This is a genomic window from Micrococcus sp. Alg238-R198 (assembly GCF_900537135.1).
In the GTDB taxonomy this organism is placed as follows: Bacteria; Actinomycetota; Actinomycetes; order Actinomycetales; family Micrococcaceae; genus Micrococcus; species Micrococcus luteus.
Map to the genome: position 1 here is coordinate 1 of NZ_UNRH01000016.1, position 20,691 is coordinate 20,691.

Annotated in this window: 20 protein-coding genes and 3 tRNA genes; 7 read left to right on the forward strand and 16 right to left on the reverse strand. The window is 72.8% G+C overall.

Going from position 1 to position 20,691, the window contains the following annotated elements; genetic code table 11:
* The coding region (locus tag G6R13_RS11295; protein WP_205521364.1) for a transposase at positions 1 to 640 on the forward strand (640 nt) is incomplete at its 5' end.
* A 134-nt stretch (positions 641 to 774) separates the two neighbouring features.
* Here G6R13_RS11295 and G6R13_RS11300 read toward each other — a convergent pair.
* The 4 genes from G6R13_RS11300 to G6R13_RS11315 form a co-directional block, all read right to left on the reverse strand.
* Complete coding sequence (locus tag G6R13_RS11300) at positions 775 to 1,152, reverse strand: hypothetical protein (RefSeq protein ID WP_163721724.1); 378 nt, start codon at positions 1,150 to 1,152, stop codon at positions 775 to 777.
* A gap of 375 nt (positions 1,153 to 1,527) precedes the next feature.
* Positions 1,528 to 1,671, reverse strand: coding sequence for a hypothetical protein (locus G6R13_RS11305; protein ID WP_158530785.1), 144 nt, complete (start codon positions 1,669 to 1,671; stop codon positions 1,528 to 1,530).
* 248 nt (positions 1,672 to 1,919) lie between these two features.
* The gene (locus G6R13_RS11310; protein ID WP_163721726.1) at positions 1,920 to 3,356 is read right to left on the reverse strand and encodes a phage/plasmid primase, P4 family; all 1,437 of its coding nucleotides are present in this window, start codon (positions 3,354 to 3,356) and stop codon (positions 1,920 to 1,922) included.
* The gene (locus G6R13_RS11315; RefSeq protein ID WP_163721728.1) at positions 3,337 to 3,609 is read right to left on the reverse strand and encodes a hypothetical protein; all 273 of its coding nucleotides are present in this window, start codon (positions 3,607 to 3,609) and stop codon (positions 3,337 to 3,339) included. The genes G6R13_RS11310 and G6R13_RS11315 overlap by 20 nt, the downstream gene beginning before the upstream one ends.
* A gap of 17 nt (positions 3,610 to 3,626) precedes the next feature.
* Here G6R13_RS11315 and G6R13_RS11320 point away from each other — a divergent pair, with 17 nt between their 5' ends.
* Positions 3,627 to 3,806, forward strand: coding sequence for a hypothetical protein (locus tag G6R13_RS11320; protein WP_163721730.1), 180 nt, complete (start codon positions 3,627 to 3,629; stop codon positions 3,804 to 3,806).
* 107 nt (positions 3,807 to 3,913) lie between these two features.
* Here G6R13_RS11320 and G6R13_RS11325 read toward each other — a convergent pair whose 3' ends face one another.
* The 5 genes from G6R13_RS11325 to G6R13_RS11345 form a co-directional block, all read right to left on the reverse strand.
* A complete protein-coding gene (locus G6R13_RS11325; protein WP_163721732.1) occupies positions 3,914 to 4,138 on the reverse strand; it encodes a hypothetical protein in 225 nt (74 codons plus the stop codon).
* Positions 4,139 to 4,221: 83 nt separating this feature from the next.
* Positions 4,222 to 4,434 carry a helix-turn-helix domain-containing protein gene (locus G6R13_RS11330; RefSeq protein ID WP_205521365.1) on the reverse strand — a complete coding sequence of 71 codons (213 nt, stop codon included), beginning with the start codon at positions 4,432 to 4,434 and terminating at the stop codon, positions 4,222 to 4,224.
* Between the two features lie 241 nt (positions 4,435 to 4,675).
* Complete coding sequence (locus G6R13_RS11335; RefSeq protein ID WP_163721733.1) at positions 4,676 to 5,902, reverse strand: tyrosine-type recombinase/integrase; 1,227 nt, start codon at positions 5,900 to 5,902, stop codon at positions 4,676 to 4,678.
* 151 nt (positions 5,903 to 6,053) lie between these two features.
* Positions 6,054 to 6,142, reverse strand: a tRNA-Ser gene (locus G6R13_RS11340).
* Positions 6,143 to 6,338: 196 nt separating this feature from the next.
* On the reverse strand, positions 6,339 to 7,217 hold the full coding sequence (locus G6R13_RS11345; RefSeq protein ID WP_049146144.1) for a PRC and DUF2382 domain-containing protein: 879 nt from the start codon (positions 7,215 to 7,217) through the stop codon (positions 6,339 to 6,341).
* 291 nt (positions 7,218 to 7,508) lie between these two features.
* On the opposite strand from G6R13_RS11345, the gene G6R13_RS11350 reads away from it, so the two are divergent.
* A complete protein-coding gene (locus tag G6R13_RS11350; protein ID WP_095354008.1) occupies positions 7,509 to 9,464 on the forward strand; it encodes an FAD/NAD(P)-binding protein in 1,956 nt (651 codons plus the stop codon).
* 84 nt (positions 9,465 to 9,548) lie between these two features.
* Here the strand turns inward: G6R13_RS11350 and G6R13_RS11355 are convergent, their stop codons facing one another.
* The 3 genes from G6R13_RS11355 to G6R13_RS11365 form a co-directional block, all read right to left on the reverse strand.
* Positions 9,549 to 12,293: an ExeM/NucH family extracellular endonuclease gene (locus tag G6R13_RS11355; protein WP_199489701.1), complete on the reverse strand. Its 2,745-nt coding sequence runs from the start codon at positions 12,291 to 12,293 to the stop codon at positions 9,549 to 9,551.
* Positions 12,294 to 12,320: 27 nt separating this feature from the next.
* Positions 12,321 to 14,585, reverse strand: coding sequence for a bifunctional UDP-sugar hydrolase/5'-nucleotidase (locus G6R13_RS11360; protein WP_063189342.1), 2,265 nt, complete (start codon positions 14,583 to 14,585; stop codon positions 12,321 to 12,323).
* A gap of 142 nt (positions 14,586 to 14,727) precedes the next feature.
* Positions 14,728 to 14,815, reverse strand: a tRNA-Ser gene (locus G6R13_RS11365).
* Between the two features lie 136 nt (positions 14,816 to 14,951).
* Here G6R13_RS11365 and G6R13_RS11370 point away from each other — a divergent pair.
* Both G6R13_RS11370 and G6R13_RS11375 read left to right on the forward strand, forming a co-directional pair.
* Entirely contained in the window at positions 14,952 to 16,013 is a 1,062-nt protein-coding gene (locus G6R13_RS11370; protein ID WP_129867362.1) for an NAD(P)H-quinone oxidoreductase, read from the forward strand.
* Positions 16,010 to 16,459: a hypothetical protein gene (locus G6R13_RS11375; RefSeq protein ID WP_063189344.1), complete on the forward strand. Its 450-nt coding sequence runs from the start codon at positions 16,010 to 16,012 to the stop codon at positions 16,457 to 16,459. The genes G6R13_RS11370 and G6R13_RS11375 overlap by 4 nt, the downstream gene beginning before the upstream one ends.
* Positions 16,460 to 16,533: 74 nt before the next feature.
* On the opposite strand, the gene G6R13_RS11380 is transcribed toward G6R13_RS11375, so the two are convergent.
* Positions 16,534 to 16,607: transfer RNA gene (locus G6R13_RS11380), tRNA-Thr, on the reverse strand.
* A gap of 182 nt (positions 16,608 to 16,789) precedes the next feature.
* Between G6R13_RS11380 and G6R13_RS11385 the strand changes: the two genes are divergently transcribed.
* Positions 16,790 to 17,524: an HAD family hydrolase gene (locus G6R13_RS11385; protein WP_041104709.1), complete on the forward strand. Its 735-nt coding sequence runs from the start codon at positions 16,790 to 16,792 to the stop codon at positions 17,522 to 17,524.
* 29 nt (positions 17,525 to 17,553) lie between these two features.
* Here G6R13_RS11385 and G6R13_RS11390 read toward each other — a convergent pair whose 3' ends face one another.
* Complete coding sequence (locus G6R13_RS11390) at positions 17,554 to 18,744, reverse strand: DNA polymerase III subunit delta' (RefSeq protein ID WP_063189346.1); 1,191 nt, start codon at positions 18,742 to 18,744, stop codon at positions 17,554 to 17,556.
* Positions 18,741 to 19,400 (reverse strand): dTMP kinase, encoded by a 660-nt coding sequence (gene tmk / locus G6R13_RS11395; RefSeq protein ID WP_036316043.1) that lies wholly within the window; start codon positions 19,398 to 19,400, stop codon positions 18,741 to 18,743. The genes G6R13_RS11390 and tmk overlap by 4 nt, the downstream gene beginning before the upstream one ends.
* Before the next feature lie 81 nt (positions 19,401 to 19,481).
* Here tmk and G6R13_RS11400 point away from each other — a divergent pair, with 81 nt between their 5' ends.
* A complete protein-coding gene (locus G6R13_RS11400) occupies positions 19,482 to 19,778 on the forward strand; it encodes a DUF2516 family protein (RefSeq protein ID WP_063189348.1) in 297 nt (98 codons plus the stop codon).
* Positions 19,779 to 19,803: 25 nt separating this feature from the next.
* Here G6R13_RS11400 and G6R13_RS11405 read toward each other — a convergent pair whose 3' ends face one another.
* Positions 19,804 to 20,646, reverse strand: coding sequence for a hypothetical protein (locus G6R13_RS11405; protein WP_044658509.1), 843 nt, complete (start codon positions 20,644 to 20,646; stop codon positions 19,804 to 19,806).
* Positions 20,647 to 20,691 lie beyond the last annotated feature (45 nt).

The following is a 20,691-nucleotide window of genomic DNA, read 5'->3' on the forward strand; positions in this document are numbered from 1 at the left end:
GGTGGCCACCGGGAAGTCCGGGGCGGTGTGGAACGAGTTCTTCGCGGACCTGGTGGCCCGGGGGCTGGCCGGGGTGGCACTGGTGACCTCGGACTCCCATCGCGGCCTCGTGGAAGCAGTGGCGGCGAACCTGCCCGGGGCCGTGTGGCAACGCTGCCGCACCCATTACGCGGCGAATCTGATGGCCGTGACCCCGAAGAGCATGTGGCCGGCGGTGAAGGCCATGCTGCACAGCGTGTATGACCAGCCCGACGGGCCGGCCGTGCACGCCCAGTTCGAGCGCCTGTTGGACTACGTGCAGGACAGGTTGCCCGCGGTGGCCGCCCACTTAGACGCCGCTCGACAGGACATCCTCGCGTTCACCTCGTTCCCGAGGGACGTGTGGTGCCAGATCTGGTCGAACAACCCCGCCGAGCGGCTGAACCGGGAGATCCGGCGACGCACGGACGCGGTAGGGATCTTCCCGAACCGGGATGCCGTGGTGCGCCTGGTCGGGGCCGTGCTGGCCGAGCAGACAGATGAATGGGCCGAAGGCCGCCGGTATCTCGGCCTGGAACTGCTCGCCCGGTGCCGTGAGCCCCTGACCACGGAGCAAGAGACCGTGATGAGCACGGAGGTGATGCCGACCCTGCAGACCTGACAGGTACAAGCCCCCTACAACCTCGAAGACGGTTACACCACTTCCAGGGACTTGACCGCGGTTGAGCTGTCCGGGCTCGATGGTGCTGGTGGAGTGGATCTGATAATCGGGGTACATGGCAGGTGTCCTTTCGGTCAGCGGTTGAAGATGGAGCGGGCGAAGTCGTCAAGGTTGCTGGTCCCGTCCTGGCGAACGGGCAGCGCGGACTCCACGGGGTGCGTGTTCGTGAGGGCGCGGGCCTCGTCGGACATGCGCAGGGCGATGTCGGCGGCGAGGTCGTCGGCCAGGTTGCGGGCCTCGGCGTAGCGGCCTTCCTTGCCGAGTGCGGCCACCTGGCGCGCCCCGTGGTTGACGCTGGACTTGAGGTGGGAGAGGCCACGGCCCGGGGGCAGTTCGGCGTCCATGTGGTCCAGCAGTTCGAGGTCACGCGTCGAGGGCACGTCTCCGTTCGCGGACGCGTTCAGCAGGTGACGAACGGGATGGTTCTTGCCGAGAGGGGCGTAGTTGTTCATGAGGGGTTTCCTTCCTAGGGGTGCCCGATTGGGCGGGGTGGTGTGGCTCAGTCTTTGGGCGCTGCGGTGGGCAGCGGGGCGGCGGGTGTGCCGTCCGCGTTGGTCAGTGGCGGGCCGGGGTGGGCCTGGCCGGCGGGGTGTCGGCGCATGGCGTCCAGCACGTCGGCGCGTCTGTCGCGTCCGCCTCGTGCGAGGGCTACGAACCGGCGCACGTCGGCGTCGGTGTATGTGGGGCGGTCTCTCATGGGCGCTCCCGGGATCGGTTGAGGGCGTACCGGATGCTGTCGCATTCATTCCGTAGGTACGCGATTTCAGCGGCTGCACGTTCGAGTGCGGTGGTGGCGGCGTGTTTCGGTGTGGGCCGGGAGGGGGTGCTCACGGGTGCGACTCCTTCTTCAGCTCGGCTAGTTCGGCTTCGGCCTTCTCGGCGCGCAGCCGGTGCCGCTCGGCGCGGTCCATGTGGAACCGGAGCATTTGGCGCAGGTTGTCGGCCTCGGTGGGGCGTTCGGTTGTGGTCATCGGTTGCGCTCCTATCGCTGCTGGGGGCGAGGTCGGGCAGGGTCGCCGGGGTTGTGGTGATGGTGCTCATCTGTCCTCCCTGGGGACGACGACGGCCCCCGACCGTGAGGGGGTCGAGGGCCGTCAAATTGGCTTGTTTCTGCGGTTCAGGTGGTGCGGGTGTAGGGAGGTGAAGGGTTCTAGGAAACTTTCTATAGCTCCCCTCGCGTGGGGAGGTTTACAAATACCCTTCACCACCCTTCACCCGGTCAGTCCTCGCACTCGGCAGCGAGTCCGATTCCGAACCGAATCATGCCCACTTTCCTGCGCTTGGCCGGGTATCCCAGGCGGTCCAGCTCAGCCCCGAATGCCTTAGCGCTCAGGGGGTCTGCCCCGTCCTGCACCGCCCATGCCGCCCATGACTGGTGCAGGTCACTGGAGCGCGCGGACGCGCCGGACATGACGACGCAGTTCTCGGCGATGAACCGGCGCACCGCGTCAGACTGGACCGCGTAGGCGTCCGTTGCAGCCTTCACCGCGTCAGGCTCACCCATGCCGTGGTCCTCGTAGTCCCACCACCCGCGCACGGCCCACGTCACTACAGCGTCAGCGGCGGCGCGCAGACGCTCGGGCAGGGCCGTGTCCCGGTGCTCGGGCGGGATCACCACGTCAAACGGGATGACCCGGACCCGCCGCCACACCGCCGGATCGTTGCCCTTCACCTTCGGCAGATGATTGGTGACGAACACGAATTGGTGTGAGGGTTCCCAGGTGACGGGCGGCTGATACAGATTCCGAGCCGTGATGGGATCACCACCGGTCAGGCGCTTCATCAGCGCCGCGTCCAGGGGCTTGCCCTCTTCGGTCTCAGAGCCGATGACCAAACGGGCACCGAACAGCTGCATCATCTCCGGCCCGCCTGGCCCCCGTCCGGAGGTCATCAGCATGTCGGGGTCAATGACGGCCGCATAGTCCCCTAGCGCGTGAGCGATGGCCGTATACGCAGTTCCCTTGCCGTTCGCCCCTGTCCCGGTCAGCACCGGGAACAGGTGCTCGCGGACGGCACCGAACACGGCTTGTCCGATGACACGTCGCAGATACTCCCGTTCTGCTTCGACCGGGAGAATCGTTGCCAAAAACGCTTCCCACACGCCCCCGTCCGCGTTGGGTTCCCACGCGCCACGACACACGCGCGTCAACCGGTCGGCGGGGTCGTGTGGGCGCAGGGTTCGTGTCCGCAGGTCCAACGTCCCGTTGGCGACGTTCAGCAGGTATGGGTCAGCGTCGAGGGCGGACACCGGCACACGGATACCGGGCAGGGTGGCCGCGATGTCCAGGACGCCCCGGATGCCGGCGGCGTTCTCGCACCGGCGCACATCATCACGCAGATTGCGGTCACCTTCGTGGGACTCGGCCAGAGCGGAGCGCAGCACATCGTGCACGGCCCGTTCAGCGGCGGCGGTCTCATCCGGTGCCCACCGTGTGCCGTCCCAGTGGTGCCAGTCCATGCCGTTGACGTACATCAAACGGCCCGCGTATGTCTCGGCGAGCCGGTGGGCCATGCGGAGCTGTCCCCGGTGCTGCTCCCCCGGACGCTCAGGTGTGGGCGTCTGCTCGGCGTAGAGGTCGGGGGCGAAGTAGTCCGGGCGCTCACGGGTGATAGCGTTCAGGTCGATCTCTTCCAGGTCATGCGGCGCGGCGGTCATGGTCGGTCGCCTCCTTTCCTCCGGCGCGGGCCTGGGTGTGCCAGGCCTGGAAATGGGCCACGGATCGGGCGTGCGCGGCTTCGGCCCCGTCCCACCCTGCGAACACGCGCGCCACGGAATCGGTGATGGCGGGATGTGCCGCACCCTGGGCCAGCCCTTCGGCCAGTCCATCGGCGTGGCCCTGGGCGTAGGCGGCGGCGTACAGGGCGCGGTCCGCTTCGATCCGCTCGGCCACACTCTCGGCGGCGTTCATGCGGTCACCTGCCATCCGTGGGTCTCCGGCACGAGACGGCACAGCACAACCTCGGCCCGGTGGCCGCGTGCAACGGCGCGATCAGCGGCGCGCTGGGCGGGCTGGGCTTGGAGGAAGACGCGGCGACGGTGGCGGGGTTCGGGGTCGTCTGGCACTGTCACCACGAGCACGAAAACGCCCGCGACAAGATCCGCTGAATCCGGTAGAGTAGGAGACAGATTCGGGTCCGTGGTAGGTGCTGAATCGGTGTGGTTGGACGCCGTTCCCAGGGTGTGGGGGCGGCGTTCTTCCATGTCCGGGGTCGTCATCGTGCGGCCCCCCTCGCGCGCTGCACGTCGACATTTCGCGCGGCAGTGTTGCCGGTCGGGTCGAATCCGTGGAGGACATGGGCGGGGGCGCCGCCCAGTGCGAGGGCCTGGGCGAACTCGTGGGGGTGCATGTTGCCGAGCGCCTTCAAATGCCGCTCAGACCATGAGGTCGTCACGCCGATGTGACGGTGGAGGAACGTCACGGCGTCCCGCTTGGACATGGCGCGGATCATGCGCTGTACGGCGCGCACGTCGAGTGGGCCATTGTCTCCGACCGTGGGCCGGGTGAGGGTGGCGGCGGCTCTCACTGGGCACCACCGCCCCGCATCTCAGCGAGGGAGGTCACGGGCTGGGCGATGCGCTCCAGCTCGCCGTGGGGAATGCGGATGACGCGCGGGCCGTAGCGGTAGGCGCGGAGGTCACCACGGGCGATCATGCGGCGAATGGTGGAGGGAGAAGAGTTCAGCGCGCGTGCGAACTCGTTGATGGTCATTCCGACGGGGGCCGGGGCAGTCACGGTCTTTCTCCTGGAAGCACGAATGCCGAGCACACTGCACCTGTCGTAGGTCTCAGTGTTGCCCGGCGAGTTTCTTCCGTTTAGGCCTCCAGGGCCCCCCGTCGTTCGCTTCTCGGGTTGAATAGGCCTCCAGGGCCCCCCAGTCCGCTAGCAGTCGTCATTCTGTTGTGAGGCCATTATACACCACGTGCGCCGGGGGTGTGCAAGTTTGTCCATGCTCGGCGTGTCGGGCTGGAGGAAGTCACCCCACCTTGCCCATTCCAGCGGTCAGGCTCGCCAGGCGGCGGCGTTCGGCGTGCTGGTACACCTCTACGGACTTCCCATCGGAGTGGCCGGCGTATGCCTTCAGCTCCGCCGTGGTGGCTCCGGCTTGGCCTAGGCGGGTTAGGGCGGTGTGCCGGAGGCCGTGCCACGTGAAGTTCTCCACGGGGTTTTCCCCAGCCTCGGCCCGATGGGCGTTGAGCGCCTTCAATGCGGCGTTGAACCGCTTGCGGACGGTGTTGGGGTTGTTCAGGCCGTTCCCGCCGCCCACGCGAGGGAACAGCAGCCCGTCCGGCCCCGGCGCGGCGTAAGCGGCGAGGTGTGCGGCCAGGTCGGCCACGATCACTGGGGGCACGGGTACCTCGCGCCGTCCGGCGTCCGACTTGGGGGATTCCTCGCGGACGCCGGACCCGCGCGCCTGAACCTGGGATTCGACGCGGACCCATGTGGTCCCGTCCGGGTCCGTGGTGACGTGACGGCGGCGCAGCGCGAGGACTTCCCCGATCCGCAGGGCACACCACCCGGACAGCAGCACGGCCAGCCGGTCCGCCTCGGGCATCAGGTCGGCCAGGGCGGACAGCTCGGCGTCCGTCAACGTCTCCCGGTTGCGCTGGGGCAGGTTCGGACGGCGCAGACGGCGCGCGGCCAGGGGAGGGACGGGCGAGGTCAGCAACCACGGCGTGAACGTGCGGGGCAGCTCGGCCGCGTCTCCCGTGGCCCACTTGAACAGCGCTGCAACCACGCGATGAATCTGAGCGGCCCCAGCGTGGCCCTTGGACTCTTCGAGCGCGTCCAGCCATGCGTTCAGGTCGAGGGCCGTCACCTCGCCCACGGGGCGATCCCCGAACGTGGGCAAGAAGTGCGCTTCGAGGTGCCGACGGTAGGTGTAGACGCTGCCGAGCTTCAGGCCGCGCTCGGTCTGCCATGACAACCACGCCTCGGCCATGTCCCGGACGGTGCGGGAGTCGGCGGCGGCCTGGGCGCGCCGGGCCTCTTTCTCGGCCTTGAGGCGGGCGCGGGTGACGGCGGGCGGGACGAATGTCCCTCGGGCCTTCTCTCCCCGGGCGATGTCGAGGGCTGCGCGCGCGTCACCGAGCGTCGCAAACGAACCGATTGTGTGTTGGTAGCCGTCCACGGTGAGGCGGGCGCGGTAGCCGCCTCCGGGTAGGCGGTCCACGCCTCTCGGCAGGCGCTGGGGCTTGGGCATCTTCCCTCCGGGTGACGATCTGACTACCAGGTGACTAACTATATGGTACGTTGTGACCGTTCCTGAGTAGTCGTGGAACATGCGCGATCCGCCAAAATCCGCGCAGACATGCGAAAGGCCCCGCAACCACTGGGGTCACGGGGCCTTCTCGCGGAGACGGGGGGATTTGAACCCCCGGCCCAACTTTCGTCGAGCCCTTCATTAGCAGTGAAGTCCATTCGGCCGCTCTGGCACGTCTCCTCCATCCGGCGCGCCTCGCACGGGGCGACGCGCGGTCAGACCGGTTCAGTTTAGCGCGCCAGGCCAGGGCAGGGCAAAGGAGCGGCGTGCTCACGGACGGATCACCATCGCGCACGAGCGGGGCCCCGGATCCATGGATCCGGGGCCCCGCGTGATCTGTCAGCCGTCCGGCCTGAGGCCGACGCGTCCGTTCAGATCAGATGCGATCCTTGCGGTCGTTGCGGCCGTCGAGGTCGCGATCGGTGGCGTCGCCGTCGACCTTGACGTCCTCGTGGCGGACCTCCTCGGTCACCGTCTCGGTGTCCTGCACCTGGCGCTTGCCCAGGGAGACCTTCTCGGCGTCCACGGTCTTGTTGACGACCGGGGTCTCCTCGTAGGTGGTGACCTCGACGTCGCCGTCGCGGCCGGCGGTGCGGGCCTCGGCGGAGTTCGGGTCGACGGACTCGCGCTCCACCACGACCTCCTCGCGGGTGACGGGCACCTCGACGGTCTCGGTGGTGGTGTAGGCCTGCTTGCGCAGACGGACGCGGCCGGAGGCGCGGCGCTCGGTGCCGACGTTCAGGTGCTCGTCCTTGACGACGACGGAGTCGGCGTCGGTCACGTCGCGGCGGTCACGGTCGGTCACGTCGCGGCGGTCGCCGTCCACGACGGCCTCGTCGCGGCGGTCGGCCACGCCGGCCACACCCGCGGTGCCGGCCACGCCGGCGGCGCCGGCGTCGGTGCGCACGTCGTCACGACGCACGTCGCCGTCGTGATCCGCGGCGGAGTACTCCATGGAGTAGTACTCGTAGATGCGCTGCTCCTCCTCGGGGGTCAGCGAGCCGTCCGCGTCCACGTTCGGGGCGTCCTTCACGAAGGACTTCTCGAAGGGCACCGTGATGCCGTCGGCGGTGGTCTGGGCCTGCTGCAGCGGCACGAAGGTCTCGCGGGCGCCGAACAGGCCGGTCTTCACCGTGACGAAGGTGGGCTCGTTGGTGACGTCGTCGAGGTAGACCTGACCGACGGAGCCGATCTTGTCGCCGTCGGTGGCGAAGACGGTGGAGTTCTGCAGCTGGTCGAGAGCGTTGCGGTCCATGAGGAATTCTCCTTCTGAATTGGTGTTTTGTTGCCTTACGCTCATTCACAATTCCCCATGGGCCCGAGTGGCGTCAACCATCGGCCCCCCAGATTCCCAATTCCCAGACTTCTCCCAGAATCTCGGTGTGATCCGCATGATTCCGCGGATTCTTCGTCCGGGCCTGCTGTGGATCCTGGGGGATCGGTGGGAGTGTGGCGCATGCGGTCCGCGACCCTTGACGGCCACCGATATTGTGTGGAATACGCGCGCCGCAGGCGTGAAAACGATCCCGAGGAGAGTGGAGGCCCCATGTCCGAGCCCCTGGTGGCCGAGCGCCGCCTCGCAGTGGTGGGAGCCGGCCCCCGCGGCGTCATGCTGCTGGAGCGGATCCTCGCCCGACTCGAGGGCGCGGCCCCGGACGCACACCCCCGGCGGCTGCGCATCGACGTCGTGGACCCCTATCCGCCCGGGCCAGGGCGGGTGTGGCGCACGGACCAGTCCGAGCTGTACCTCATGAACACCCCCGCGTTCTTCCCGACCGCGTGCGCCGCCGACAACCCCGGTCTGCGCCCCTCCACCGCCGCGCAGACCTTCGACCAGTGGCGTCGCGTGCACCCGGAGGCCAGCCTCGGCGTGCGCCGCCACCAGTACCCGGCCCGAGCGGTCTACGGGCGCTACCTCCGGCACCTGTACAAGGACGTCGTCGCGGGGCTGCGCGCCCGCCCCGAGGTCGTCGAGGTCGTCGAGCACCGCGCGGAGGCCACCGCCCTGCACCCCCGGCCCGACGGCGGCGCCCGCCTGGAGCTGCGGGACGCCGACGGTGCGGTCTCCGCGCTCGACGCGGACGCCGTCGTGCTCTGTCTGGGCCATCAGCCTGCGGAGCTCAGCCCCGGCCAGAACCGGATGGCCGCCGCCGCGCGGGGCAGGGACGAGCTGCACTACCAGGGCCCGCAGATCCCCTCGGACGTGGACTGGGAGACCGTGGAGGCCGGGGCGGACGTCCTCGTGCGGGGCATGGGCCTGAACGCGTTCGACCTGCTGGCCCAGCTCACCCAGGGCCGGGGCGGGGTGTACCGCCGCACCGGCGACGGACCCGGCCGGGCCCTGCGGTACGAGCCGTCGGGGGACGAGCCGCGCCTGCACCTGATGTCCCGCCGCGGCATCCCGTACCTGCCCAAGGCTGAGGTGGACGCCTTCGTGCCCCGCGGCGTCACCCTCAGCTACCTCTCCGACGCCGCCGTGGACGCCCTCGCCGCCCGGCACGGGGCCCTGGACCTCGCCGAGCACCTCTGGCCGCTGCTGCACCGCGACGTGGTCCGGCACTACTACGCCACGCTCGTCCGGGCCCAGCCCGAGATCCTCGGCGGCCCCGTCGAGGCGCGCCGATTCCTCGGGGAGCTCGTCGGCCAGCTCGAGGAGGCCGGCCGCGGCGCCCCCGTGACCTCCGCGCACGCCGAGGAGCTCCTCCAGCGGTACGCCCCCGGCCGGCGCTTCCTCGACATCCTGGCCTATGGGTCCCCGTTCGAGGACGCCGTGTTCGCCTCCCATGAGGACTATCAGCGGGCCGTCGCGGAGCTCATGGAGCAGACCTGCGTCGAGGCCGCCCTCGGGGAGGAGTCCCCGTTCATGATGGCCGTCGGCGCGCTTCATGCCGGCCGACTGCGGATCAAGGCGTGGGTCGCCGAGGGCCGGATCACCGAGGCCTCCCGCATCCGGGACGTCCAGGGCTGGTTCGAGCCGCTGGTCGAGGGCCTCGCCTCCGGCCCGCCCCTGTGGCGCGTGGAGCAGATGCTCGCGGTGCACCGGGCCGGCCTGCTCACCTGGGCCGGCCCCGCGCCCGTGGTCGAGGCCGAGGAACACGCATTCACCGCCCACAGCCCCCAGGTGGGAGCGCAGGACTCGCTGGGGCCCGCCGTCGTCGAGGGGGCCTGGCTGGTGGAGGCGATGATGCCGCCCAACCGCGTGCAGGCCGCCGCCTCCCCGCTGGTCCGTCAGATGCTGGCGGACGGCGTCGCCGCGGCCGGGACGTGGGAGGACGAGGAGGGTGTGCGCGTGCCCGCCACCGGCTTCGACGTCACGGCCCGCCCGTACCGGCTGCGGGCCGCGGACGGCACGGTCCACGCGGACGTGTTCGTGCTGGGCCTGCAGCTCTCGGGCGTGCAGTGGGGCACCGCGATCGCGGCCGAGGCCGGGGCCGATCCGGCCGGACGTGCCCTCTTCCTCGCCGACGCCGACGCCGCCGCGACGGCCGTGCTCGCCGGCTGAGCCCCCACGACGACGGCGGGGCCGTCCGGGTGGCTCCCGGACGGCCCCGCCGTCGTCATGCCGGGTGCGGCGCCCCGCGTCCCGTCAGGGACGGACCGGCCCGCGGCCCTTGCCGGGGTGCTCCGGGCCGTGGCCCTTGCCCGGGTGGTCGCCGCCGTGACCCGGGGTCGCGCCGACGCAGCGCAGCCACTCGCGCACGGAGTTCGCGGGCTTGCCCGGCACGCCGCGCGGATCGGTCACGCCGTCGCAGGTCTCGCCCGGGGAGGGCTCCGGCTCCGGGGTCGGCTCGGTCACGGGCGCGTCGAGCTGGAGGCCCACCAGGATCGGGTTGTGGTCCGAGGACCGCCACTGGTCCGCGGAGTACAGGTCCTCGGCCACGTAGTTGTGGCGCGAGTACTCCAGTGCCACGGATTCGTTCGCGTTGATCATCCAGATGTCCTGGCCGGTGATCGCCGTCGCCGCCGACGGCGAGGCGTAGATCCCGTCCAGGCTGCCGACGGCGCCGCCGAACGCGTACGAGTACTCGCCCGTGAGCGCGCCCTGCGAGAGGTACCCGGCCGCCTCGAGCACGCGGATCGGGTCCTCCTTCTCGTAGGCGTTGAAGTCGCCCATCAGCAGGACGCGGTCGGTGCCGGTCTCGGCCTTCATGCGCTCGGCGAAGGCCACGAGGGCCTCGGCCTGGCCCACGCGGTCCGCGTTGTACGCGCCCTGGCCGTCGCCCGCGTCCACGTTGTCCCCGGTCGCACCCGAGCCGCCCTTGGACTTGAAGTGGTTGGTGATCGCCACGAAGTCGGTGCCGGCCGCCCCCTCGGACGTGCCGTCGGCGGCGCGGAACAGCTGGGCCATCGGCTCGCGGGCGTTGTCGAAGTTCGTCTGGTCGTCCAGGATCACCGACTCGCCCACCGGGGTGACCTCGGCCGGCTGGTAGATGAACGCGGAGCGGATGACGTCCTCGTCCGCGAGCGCGGGACGGGTGGCCGGGGAGGCCACGTAGGCCCAGCGCTGCTCGCCGGCCTGCGCGTTGAGGGCCTCCACGAGGTGGGCCAGCGCGTGGTCCCGGTCGAGGCCGAACTTCTCGGAGTTCTCGATCTCCTCGAGCGCGACCACCGAGGTGCCGAGGCCGTTGATCGCGGCCGCGATCTTCTCCTGCTGGCGGGCGAACGCCTCGGAGGTGTAGGCGCCGCGCGGCAGGCAGCCGTTCGTGGTGACGGGGGTGCCGGCGTGGTCGCGGTAGGCGCTGCAGCCGGCCACGTCCTGACCCAGGGTCGTGAAGTAGTTGAGCACGTTGAAGCTGCCGACGGTGACGTTGCCGCCGACCGCCTCGGGGGCGGCCTCGGCCGGGCGGGTGTCCTCGATCGTCACGGGCTGGACGGCGGCCGCCGTGGCGTCGGTGAGGTGGCCCAGCGGCTGGAAGGACCACGCGTCGAAGCGCCAGTCGAGGATGACTCCGGTGGTGAACTCCAGGCCCGCGCCCACGCGCACCGGCTGGTCTGCGTCCAGGTACGGCAGCGGGTTCTGGTTGCCCGGCGAGCGCATGAAGTTCGTGGTGGCCCCGTCGTCGAGCACGATCAGCTGCTGCGCGTTGGCGGCCGCGACGGCCTGGGCCTCGGCGCCGGGCCGAGCCACGGACGTCGGGTTGTCCAGCGGCGTGGTGCCGGGGACGATGCCGAGGGAGCCGTACTGGTTGAGGGAGTAGTTGTCCGTGACCGTCCAGTCGCCCTGCGGGGCGAGGACCATGCCCTCGAGCGCCTCACGGTCGGCCTCCTCCAGCGGGAACTCCACCGGCGTGGGGGCCACGGCGCCGGGCTCGGCGACCGGCAGCACGCCGCCGGCGGCGACCTTGATCTGCGTGAGGCCGTAGTGCTCGGCCGCTTCGCCCGTGACCTGGACGTGGTCGCCGAGCGTCACGGAGCCGACCGTGTCCGGCGAGTACACGAACACGCCGTCGGAGGCGCCCGGGGTGGCGTCGGGGGTGTCGCCGCCGGTGCCGGCGGTCTGGATGTAGTAGCCGTCGTAGCCGCCCGTGGAGTACACGGCGGTGACGACGCCGGTGGTGGTCACCTGGCGCCCGGCGTACGGGGTGGCCGTGCCGGTGCCCTGGAGCTGGGCGATGGTGATCCGCTCGGCCGGGGTCGGCTGCGGCTCGGGCTCCGGGGTCGGCTCGCCGCCGGTGGCGGCGGCGTTGGTCGGGGTGACCTGGTCGGTGACGGTGAAGTCGGCGCTGTTGTCGTCCGTGTCCACGCCGTTCGTGCGGGTGAGGGACTTCGGGTCCGAGTTGGCCGAGGGGGCGCCGGCAGCCGCTGTTTCGAAGGTGTTCGTGGCTCCGTAGCCGAGCACGTCCGCGACGCCCGGCACCTGGCCGGTCACCACGGAGCCGACCGGCAGGTCCGTCACGGTGCCCGCCTGGCGCGCGAGCACGATCGTGCCCTTGGTGCCCGCGGGGTTGAACGCCCCGCCGGCCACGAGGTCTGCCTGCGGCAGGGCCGCGCCCGCGGTGCCGTTGGAGCCGCCGGAGACCAGGAAGTGGCCCTTCGCGGGCACCGTGCCGGACAGCGCGACCGTGCCCTGGGTCGCGGCCGTGCCGGCGGCGGAGCGGTACTGCAGGGACCAGCCGTCGAGGTTGATCGGCTGGTCGGTGGGGTTGTAGAGCTCCACGAACTTGTGGGTGTACACGGCGTTCGCGGAGCCGCCGTTGGTGTATGCCTCGTTGATGACGAGGGAGTCGCCGGCCGGGCTGGCCTGGGAGGGCAGGGCCACGGCGGGGGCGAGCAGGGCCAGGGCGGCGGTGGTCACCGCGGTGCGCGCGGCGAAGCGGGGCAGGGGGGTCATGTCGTCCTCGGTCTCGTTCTCGATGGGTCAGCGCGGCAGGCCCGCGGCGGTCAGCCAGGCATGGGCGGAGAAGACGGGGTGCGTGGCGGCGCCGCGCTGCACGCCGCGGCCCTTGCCCGGGTGGTCCTCGCCCTTCACGCGGCCCTTGCCCGGGTGGTCGGCGCCCTTGTCATGGCCCTTGCCATGACCCTTGCCCGGGTGGGTCGGGGCGGGCTGCTCCGGCTCGGTGGGGGACGGGGCCGCGGTGACCTCGAGGGCATGGCGCACCACGGTCGTGCTGCCGTCGGCGTAGCGCACGGTCATCACGAGCTCGCCCGTGCCCGCCGCGGCGGGGGCGGTGATCCCGGAGAGCGTGACGGTCTCGGAGCCCGCGGGGACGGCCACGGTGCCCAGGGCGGTCTCGGTGCCGTCGGCCGTGCGGAAGGCGACGTCGACCGCGGTCGCCGCGGGGGCGCCGTCGGAGTCCACCACGAGGTCCCCGAGGGTCAGGCCGACGGCCTGCCCGGCCTCGACCGAGGCGGGGGCGTCGGTGACCGGCACGCCGTTCTTGCCGAAGTCCGGGGCGACGGCGCCGTGGGCCGCGTCCTGGGCGCGGGCGTAGTCCGTGATCGCCTGGGAGTCCAACAGGCCCATGTTCACGAAGTTCTGGCGGCCGGTCGCGAAGGCGGTGTAGCCGTCGGGGGCCTTGGTCGGGTCCCCGAGCGTCGTCCAGGTGTCGTCGGCCAGGAACGACTGGCTGGCCACCGTGTACATGCGGTCCGCCTGGAGCGGCTCGCCGTCGATCCACACGCCGGTCACCTTGTCCCCCTGCGGGCGGGACTCGTCGTAGGTCCAGGTCAGCTCCTCGGACCAGCCGAGGGTGAACTTGCGCACGTCGTTCCGCCAGTTCTCCTCGAGGGCCAGCTTGATGGAGGAGCCCGGGATGTCGAAGTAGGTGATGGTGTTGCCGAACGGCGCCATGTCGAGCAGCTCGCCCAGGGTGAGGCGACCGACGAGGTCGGCCGGCTTGGCCGGGAACGCGCCGCCGTCGGTGAAGCGGTCCGTCAGCAGCTCGGAGCGCAGGCCGCCGGGGTTGGTCACGCCGAGGTCCACCTCGGGGTTCGCCTGCTCGGCGGCGTGCTTGACGGCGTCGCCCACCCAGGTGCCCAGGGTGGTCTCGGCGGCGCGCGTGCCGCCGGCCTTCCAGGAGCCGCCGGCGTCGATGAGCTTCTGGTAGTCGGTGGTGATGGAGGCGGACAGGTCGGCCACGACCTCGCCCTGCAGGTCCTCGAAGACCGCGACGGCCTCCTGCTCGATCGCGTACACCTGGGCGGTGACGGGGGATTCCGCGGCGGCCTCGGCGGGGGCCTGCGTGGACCGGGCCAGCAGGCGCGGGGTGAGCCCGGTGACCTCGCCGTCGGCGCCCACGGTCAGCTCGACGGCGGCCAGGTGGCTGCCGGAGGCGCCCGCCTGGATCACGGGGCGGTGGGCGCCGCCGGCCGTGGTGTCGTACTGGTAGAGCTGGTGGGTGTGGGCGTTGAAGATGACGTCCACGGCGGAGGAGGTCTCGCCGACGATGCGGTCGAACTCGGCCCGGGCCGCCCGCTCGGCGGCCAGCTCGCCCGCCCCGGCGGCGCCGTCGTGGTACGAGGCCACGATCACGTCGGCGGCGTCCTGGGCCTCCAGCTCGTCCGCGACCGCGTTCACGGCGGCGACCTCGTCGAGGACCTCGTTGCCCTTCAGGCCCGCGCCGGTGGTGGTCGCGTACAGCTCGTTGGGGGAGGCGCCGATGACCGCGACGCGCACGCCGTCGACGTCGAAGACGGCGTGCGAGGTGAGGACGGGCTCCTTGCTCGTCGGGTCCACCAGGTTGGCGGAGAGCACCGGGAACTGGGCCCGGGACTCCACACGGCCCTGCAGGTCGTCCAGGCCCTTGTCGAACTCGTGGTTGCCGGCGGTGAGCGCGTCCAGGCCGAGCGCGTTCATCACGTCGATCGTCGGGTTGTCCTGCTGCACGTTGGACACGGACTTCGAGCCACCGATCAGGTCGCCGGCGCTGGTCAGCAGCGTGGAGCCGGCGCCGTGCTCGGCCTCGAACGCGGTGCGGTAGTCCTCCACGGTGTCCGCGAACTGCGTGCCGATGTAGTCCGCGGACAGCGCGCCGTGGAAGTCGTTGAAGGACAGGATCGAGATGGTGGTCTCGTCCGCGGCGGCCGTCTCGACGGCCAGGGCGGGCGCCGCGCTCGCGGGCGCGAGGACGAGGACGGTGCAGGCGGCCGTGGTGACGGCACGGCGGCGGAACAGGCTGGGCATGGCTCTCCCCGGGATGCGTGATGACAGAGGTGCGCCGCCGGTGGACGGCGGGGTGACGCGGGGAGTCCATCACATCCAGGTGGCCTCCAGGTGAACGAGAGGCGGCGGGCCGTCCGGCCCGCCGCCTCTCGTCGTGTGCACGCGGATGGTGAGGGATTCGAACCCTCGGCACGGGGTCACCGCGCACCGGTTTTCAAGACCGGCTCCTTCGGCCGCTCGGACAACCATCCCGGGCCTGACCGCGACGGTGTGGGCCGCCGCGTCGAGGACCCACTCTAGCCCGTGGCCCGGCGGGCGGCCGGTGGCGAGTCCGGCCCCCGCGCGCGAGGATGGACCCTCGACCCCCGACCAGAGGAGGAGACCCCCATGGACGTCCCCGCACAGATGCGCGCCGTGCGATTCACCGGTGCCGGCGACAACGGCGTCGTCCGCGTGGGCCACGAGCCCGTGCCGGACCCCGGCCCGGGCGAGGTGCTGGTGCACGTGGCCGCCGCGGGTCTCAACCGCGCGGACATCGCGCAGCGCGAGGGCCGCTATCCGCCGCCGCGCGGCGCCTCCGAGATCCCCGGGCTCGAGGTCTCCGGCACCGTGGCGGCGCTGGGACCCGAGGCCGGGATGCCGGGGGAGGGGCGCTTCGCCGTCGGTGACCGGGTGTGCGCTCTCCTGGCCGGCGGGGGCTTCGCCGAGTACGTCGCCGTGCCGACGGGCCAGCTCATGGCCGTCCCCGACGGCGTCGGCCTCGTCGAGGCGGCGGCCCTGCCGGAGGTCGCCTGCACGGTGCACTCGGCGCTCGTGGGCCGTGCGGGCGTGCAGGCCGGGGACCGGGTGCTCGTGCACGGCGCCACCGGCGGCATCGGCTCCTTCGCCGTCCAGTTCCTCGCCGCGCTCGGTGCACGGGTGCTGGGCACCGCCGGCGGCCCGGAGAAGGTGGCGCTCGGTCGGCGGCTGGGCGCCGAGCACATGTTCGACCACCGCGCCGCCGAGTCCGGTGCCTTCGCCCCGTGGGTCAAGGAGGTCACGGACGGCCACGGCGCGGACGTCATCCTCGACGTCGTCGGCGCCCCGTACCTGGCGCCCAACGTGTCCGCGCTCGCCCCCGAGGGACGCATCGTGACGCTCGCGGTCCAGGGCGGCGCCGTCCCGGAGGACTTCAACATCATGAAGCTGGTGGTCAAGCGCGGCTGGCTCACGGGGGCGACGCTCCGCTCCCGCTCGGTCGTGGACAAGGCCGGGATCGTGGCCGCGGCCGAACGTGCCGTGTGGCCCCTGGTGGCGGCGGGCCGCATCGACGCGAGCGTCGGGGCGTGCTTCCCGCTCGCCGAGGCCGCCGAGGCGTTCGACTGGTTCGACTCCGCCACCCGCACGGGCAAGGTCGTGCTCGTCACCGACCCCGCCGACGCGCGCCGGCCGTCCGGCGACCGCGCATGAGGGGGCCCTTCGCACGCTTCCGTCAGGAGCGTGCCGACGACCGCGAGCTCGGCACGGGGCTGTGGCGCCGTGCCCACGACCGACTCAGCCGGGCCCTGGACCGCTACTGGCAGGTGCTGGAGGGCCAGCGGGGCACGGACGTGCTGAGCCCCGAGGAGCGCAACGGCGTGGTCCACGCCGGCAACGTCCTCACGGAACGGCTCCCCGCGGTCCGTGCCCTGTGCGTCCGCCTGCACCGGGACCACGAGGGCGACGGCGAGCACATCCCGGCCGAGGCCGCCGACGTCCACCGTGAGCTCTCCCGCGCCGCGCACGAGCTGGCCGCCACCGCCCAGGCCCTCGCCCTGTACCGGCTCGGTCAGGGTTCGGCGGAGTCGGTCGGCCGGCACGCCGAACGCACCCTCGGCCACCTGGACCGGGCGGAGGAGCTGGGAGCCGGGCTCTGACGGCGGCGCGCCCCGGACGGCCGGCCCGAAGACGAGAGGACCCCGCCGCGTGATCACGCGGCGGGGTCCGGGGGAGCCCCCTGCCGGATTCGAACCGGCGACCTGCTCTTTACGAGGGAGCTGCTCTGGCCAGCTGAGCTAAGGAGGCACGTGACCGTGAACGGCCACGGCTGACGAGCATACCGGTTTCGCGGCCCCGATTCCACCGCGCGGCCGGGCGCGCGGGCCACCGACTGTGGCCCGCGCCTTCCGCAGGCGTTCACCCCCAGGCCACGCCGCGGCCAGACGGGGACGGTTCCCTGGTGGGCACACACCATCGACGGGAGACGCATGAGCCTGCCCCACGCCCCTCGCACCCCGGCACCCCCCGCCGCGGCCTCGTCAGCCGCGCCCCTCCGCCTGGCCGTGGTGGACATGTCCGGCACGTCCATCGTGGAGCACGGGCTCCAGGACACGGCGTTCGCCCGCACGTTGGACCAGCACGGCGTCCCGGCGGGCACGCCGGAGCACGACGACGCCGCTCGGCGGTTCCGCGCGCTCCGGCCCACCTCGCGCACGGCCGTGTTCCCCCGCGTGTTCGCCGACCGGGCGGTGGCCGCGGCGGCGACCCGCACGTTCGAGGCGGCCTTCGACGCGCTGCTGGCCGAGCACGGCGTCCAGGCCGTCCCGGGCGCGGAGGAGGCGCTCGTCCGCCTGCGCGCCCTCGGCCTCCACGTGTGCCTCTGCACCGGCTACGCCCGCCACACCCAGAACATGATCCTCGAGTCGCTGGGGTGGATGGGCCTGGCGGATCTGAGCCTCTCCCCGGACGACGCCGGCCGCGGCGTCCCCTACCCGGACATGATCCTCACCGCCCTGCTCGGTCTCGACCTCGACGACGTCCGCAGCGTCCTGGTGGTCGGGGACACCGCGGAGGACATGACGGCCGGGCGCCGCGCGGGGGCCGGACTCGTGGTCGGCGTGCGCACGGGTCGCGACGCGGACGACGTCCTGCTGGCGGCGGGCGCGGACCGGGTGGTGCCGGGCCTGGCCGACGTGCCGGACCTGGTGGTCCGCACCCGCTGAGCCGGCGCCGGCCCGCCCCGCGCGGCCGCTCAGCGACGTCGCGGGGTGCGCACCCGGCGGGGCAGCAGCGCCAGCATCATGGCTTCGAGGGCCAGCTGCTCCGGCACGTTGGCGGCGATGCGCTCCCGGGCCGTGGTGACGGCGTCGATCCGGGCGAGCACCTCGGCCGAGTCGCCGGCGGCGCCGCGGGCGTACGCCTCGATCTCGTCCCGACGGTGCTCGTTGATGAGCTCGCCGTCGGCCCCCAGCTGCACGCGCAGCACGTCCCGGAACAGGCCCATGACGTCGATCATGGCCCGGTCCAGCGAGTCCCGGACGGCGCGGCGCCGCCGGCGGGTCTGGTCCTCCTCGAGCCGTTTGACGTGGTGGCGGAGCTTGGGCGGGACGGGCTCGCCGGGCTCGAGGCCCAGGGAGCGGCGCAGCGCCTCGAGCTCCTCGGCGTCCCGGGCTTCGGCGGCGGACTCGGCCTCGGCCTTGGACACCTCGGCCAACGTGGCGGCCAGGGCCATCGCGTCGGAGACGGCGGTGGCCTGGAGCGGCAGGGAGAGGATGCGCTCGCGGCGTTCGAGGGCCTCAGGGTCCCGCGCGAGGCGGCGGGCCATGCCCACGTGCGACTGGGAGATCCGGGCGGTGGTGAGCGCCGTCTCGCGGTCCAGCCCGTCGCGGCGGTGCAGCAGCTCCGCCACCTGCTCCACGGCGGGGATGCTCAGCGTGATCAGCCGGCAGCGGGAGCGGACGGTGGGGAGCACGTCCGCGGGGGACGGGGCGCACAGCATCCAGATCGTGCGGGCCGGCGGCTCCTCGATGGCCTTGAGCAGCACGTTCGTGGCGCGCTCCGTCATGCGGTCCGCGTCCTCCATGAGGAAGATCCGCCAGCGCCCGGTGGCGGGGGTGGACTGGCCGGCCTCCACGAGGGCGCGGACGTCCTCGATCCGATAGCTCACCGCCTCGGTGGCCAGCACGGTCACGTCCGGGTGGGTGCCGCCGAGGACGGTGCGGCACGCGTGGCACTCGCCGCAGCCGCGCGCCGCCGGGTCTGCGACCTCGCACTGCAGGGCCGCGGCGAACGCACGCGCCGCCGTCGACCGGCCGGAGCCGGGCGGGCCCGTGAACATCCAGGCGTGGGTGGGACGGTCCTCGGCCGCGGCGCGGCGCAGCTGGGCCACCGCGGCCTCCTGGCCCGCGAGGTCCGCGAACACGGCGGGGGCGGGGGCCGTCATCGGTCGGCCGCCTGGGCGGTGACGCGGGCCAGCGCGCGGGCGGTGAGCTCCTGCGGCGGCAGCGCGCCGTCGAGCACGAGGTACCGCTCGGGCGCGGCCGCCGCGCGCGCGAGGAAGGCGGCGCGCAGGGCCTCGTGCCGGTCCGCCGTCTCCCGCTCCATGCGGTCGGGGGTGCCCTCGCCCTCCGCCGCGCGGCGGTCACGCCGGTCCGCGGCGGTGGCCGCGTCCACGTCGATCAGCACCGTCAGATCGGGGACGAGGCCGTCCGTGGCCCACTCGTTCAGGGCGGCGATCCGCGCCTCGCCCAGCCCGCGCGCCGCGCCCTGGTAGGCCACGGACGAGTCCACATACCGGTCCGTGACGACGACGGCGCCCCGGGCCAGCGCGGGGCGCAGCGTGCGGACGGCATGGGCGGACCGGGCCGCGGCGAACAGCAGCGCCTCGGTGCGGGGGTCCACGGGGGCGTGCCCGGGGTCCAGCAGCAGCTCCCGCAGCGTCTCGCCCAGGTCCGAGCCGCCGGGCTCGCGCGTGAGCACCACCTCGTGGCCCGCGGCGCGCAGGGCCTCGGTCAGGGCGCGGGCCTGGGTGGACTTGCCGGATCCGTCCGGTCCCTCGACGGCGACGAACAGGCCGCGATGCTCGGTCTGGGTGCTCACGCCTCGAGCCTAGACGCCGCCCCGGACGGGGAGGGAACCCGGCCGGGCCGACCGCCTAGACTGACCGGCATGAGCGCCCCCATGCACTTCGCCCTGCTCGTCGACCACTGGCTGTTCCGCGTCCTGGCGATCGCCGCGCTCGTGCTCGAGGTCTGGGCGCTGGTGGACGTCGTCCGGCGCCGCCCCGACGACTTCGCCCGCATCGGGGGCCGGGACAGGAGCTTCTGGCTGATCCTCACCGGCGTCGCCGCCGTCGTCGGGCTCCTCGGCGTGCTCGCGGGCGGCGGGATGGGCATGTTCGGCCTCGTGGCCGCGTGCGTGGCGTGCGTCTACCTCGCCGGCCCCCGCCAGGACATGGGCCCGGCCCTGCGCCGCTGAGGGCCCCGCGCCGTCGGCGCGGCCCTCATGACGACGGCGCCACCGCCGCCCAGCGCACGCTCAGCTCCCCGCGCCGCCACTGGTGCGGGCCGCCCAGCACGGGCCAGCCCGCCGCGCGCAGCGTGCCGACCGTCGCCAGCCACCGCTGCCGCGTCCCGTAGGCCGCGAGCGGGGCGTGCGCGGCCCACGCGGCGTCGGCCTCCGCCAGGAGCCGATGGACGGGCTCCCCGGGCACGTGCCGGTGGATGAGGACCTTCGGCAGGCGCGCCGCCACGTCCGAGGGGCGGGCGAAGGACCCCAGCCTGAGGGCCACGGTCAGGCTCGCCGGCCCGTCCCGGCGCAGATCCACCCAGGCCGCCCGCCGACCGTCCTCGGAGCAGGTGCCCTCCACGAGGACGCCGTCGTCGGCGAGCCCCGCGCACAGCAGGGACCAGATCGCGGGCACGTCCTCCTCCCGGTACTGGCGCAGCACGTTGAACGCGCGCACCACGGTGGGCGGCCGCGGCACGGGCAGCTCGAAGCCGCCGACCGCCCAGGTGACCCCCGGCAGGTCGCCGGCCCGCTCCCGGGCCCGGGCCACCCGAGCGGGGTCGATCTCGAGGCCCACCAGCTCGAGGGCCGGGTTCTGCACGCGCAGCCGCTGGGCCATCTCGACGGCGGTCACCGGCTCCGCGCCGAAGCCCAGGTCCACGGCCAGTGGGCGGGGCGTGCGCCGCAGCAGGGGGCCGTGCACGTCCGTGAGCCAGCGGTCCACCCGGCGCATCCGCTGCGCCGCCGTCGTGCCGCGGGTGATGTGGCCCTGCGGGCCCCGGGCGGGGCCGGGGCCGGGCGTCGTGCGCGCGCGCAGCCGCCGGGCCTTCTCCACCATGGGCTCCAGCGTAGGGGAGCGGCGGGACGGGTCCGCCTAGGATGG

Excerpts from the sequence above, each read along its gene's own strand:
- G6R13_RS11300 (WP_163721724.1), bottom strand. The coding sequence starts at position 1,152 with ATGAACAACTACGCCCCTCTCGGCAAGAACCATCCCGTTCGTCACCTG.
- G6R13_RS11305 (WP_158530785.1), bottom strand. The coding sequence starts at position 1,671 with ATGACCACAACCGAACGCCCCACCGAGGCCGACAACCTGCGCCAAATG.
- G6R13_RS11310 (WP_163721726.1), bottom strand. The coding sequence starts at position 3,356 with ATGACCGCCGCGCCGCATGACCTGGAAGAGATCGACCTGAACGCTATC.
- G6R13_RS11315 (WP_163721728.1), bottom strand. The coding sequence starts at position 3,609 with ATGAACGCCGCCGAGAGTGTGGCCGAGCGGATCGAAGCGGACCGCGCC.
- G6R13_RS11325 (WP_163721732.1), bottom strand. The coding sequence starts at position 4,138 with ATGTCCAAGCGGGACGCCGTGACGTTCCTCCACCGTCACATCGGCGTG.
- G6R13_RS11335 (WP_163721733.1), bottom strand. The coding sequence starts at position 5,902 with ATGCCCAAGCCCCAGCGCCTGCCGAGAGGCGTGGACCGCCTACCCGGA.
- G6R13_RS11345 (WP_049146144.1), bottom strand. The coding sequence starts at position 7,217 with ATGGACCGCAACGCTCTCGACCAGCTGCAGAACTCCACCGTCTTCGCC.
- G6R13_RS11350 (WP_095354008.1), top strand. The coding sequence starts at position 7,509 with ATGTCCGAGCCCCTGGTGGCCGAGCGCCGCCTCGCAGTGGTGGGAGCC.
- G6R13_RS11355 (WP_199489701.1), bottom strand. The coding sequence starts at position 12,293 with ATGACCCCCCTGCCCCGCTTCGCCGCGCGCACCGCGGTGACCACCGCC.
- G6R13_RS11360 (WP_063189342.1), bottom strand. The coding sequence starts at position 14,585 with ATGCCCAGCCTGTTCCGCCGCCGTGCCGTCACCACGGCCGCCTGCACC.
- G6R13_RS11370 (WP_129867362.1), top strand. The coding sequence starts at position 14,952 with ATGGACGTCCCCGCACAGATGCGCGCCGTGCGATTCACCGGTGCCGGC.
- G6R13_RS11375 (WP_063189344.1), top strand. The coding sequence starts at position 16,010 with ATGAGGGGGCCCTTCGCACGCTTCCGTCAGGAGCGTGCCGACGACCGC.
- G6R13_RS11385 (WP_041104709.1), top strand. The coding sequence starts at position 16,790 with ATGAGCCTGCCCCACGCCCCTCGCACCCCGGCACCCCCCGCCGCGGCC.
- G6R13_RS11390 (WP_063189346.1), bottom strand. The coding sequence starts at position 18,744 with ATGACGGCCCCCGCCCCCGCCGTGTTCGCGGACCTCGCGGGCCAGGAG.
- G6R13_RS11400 (WP_063189348.1), top strand. The coding sequence starts at position 19,482 with ATGCACTTCGCCCTGCTCGTCGACCACTGGCTGTTCCGCGTCCTGGCG.
- G6R13_RS11405 (WP_044658509.1), bottom strand. The coding sequence starts at position 20,646 with ATGGTGGAGAAGGCCCGGCGGCTGCGCGCGCGCACGACGCCCGGCCCC.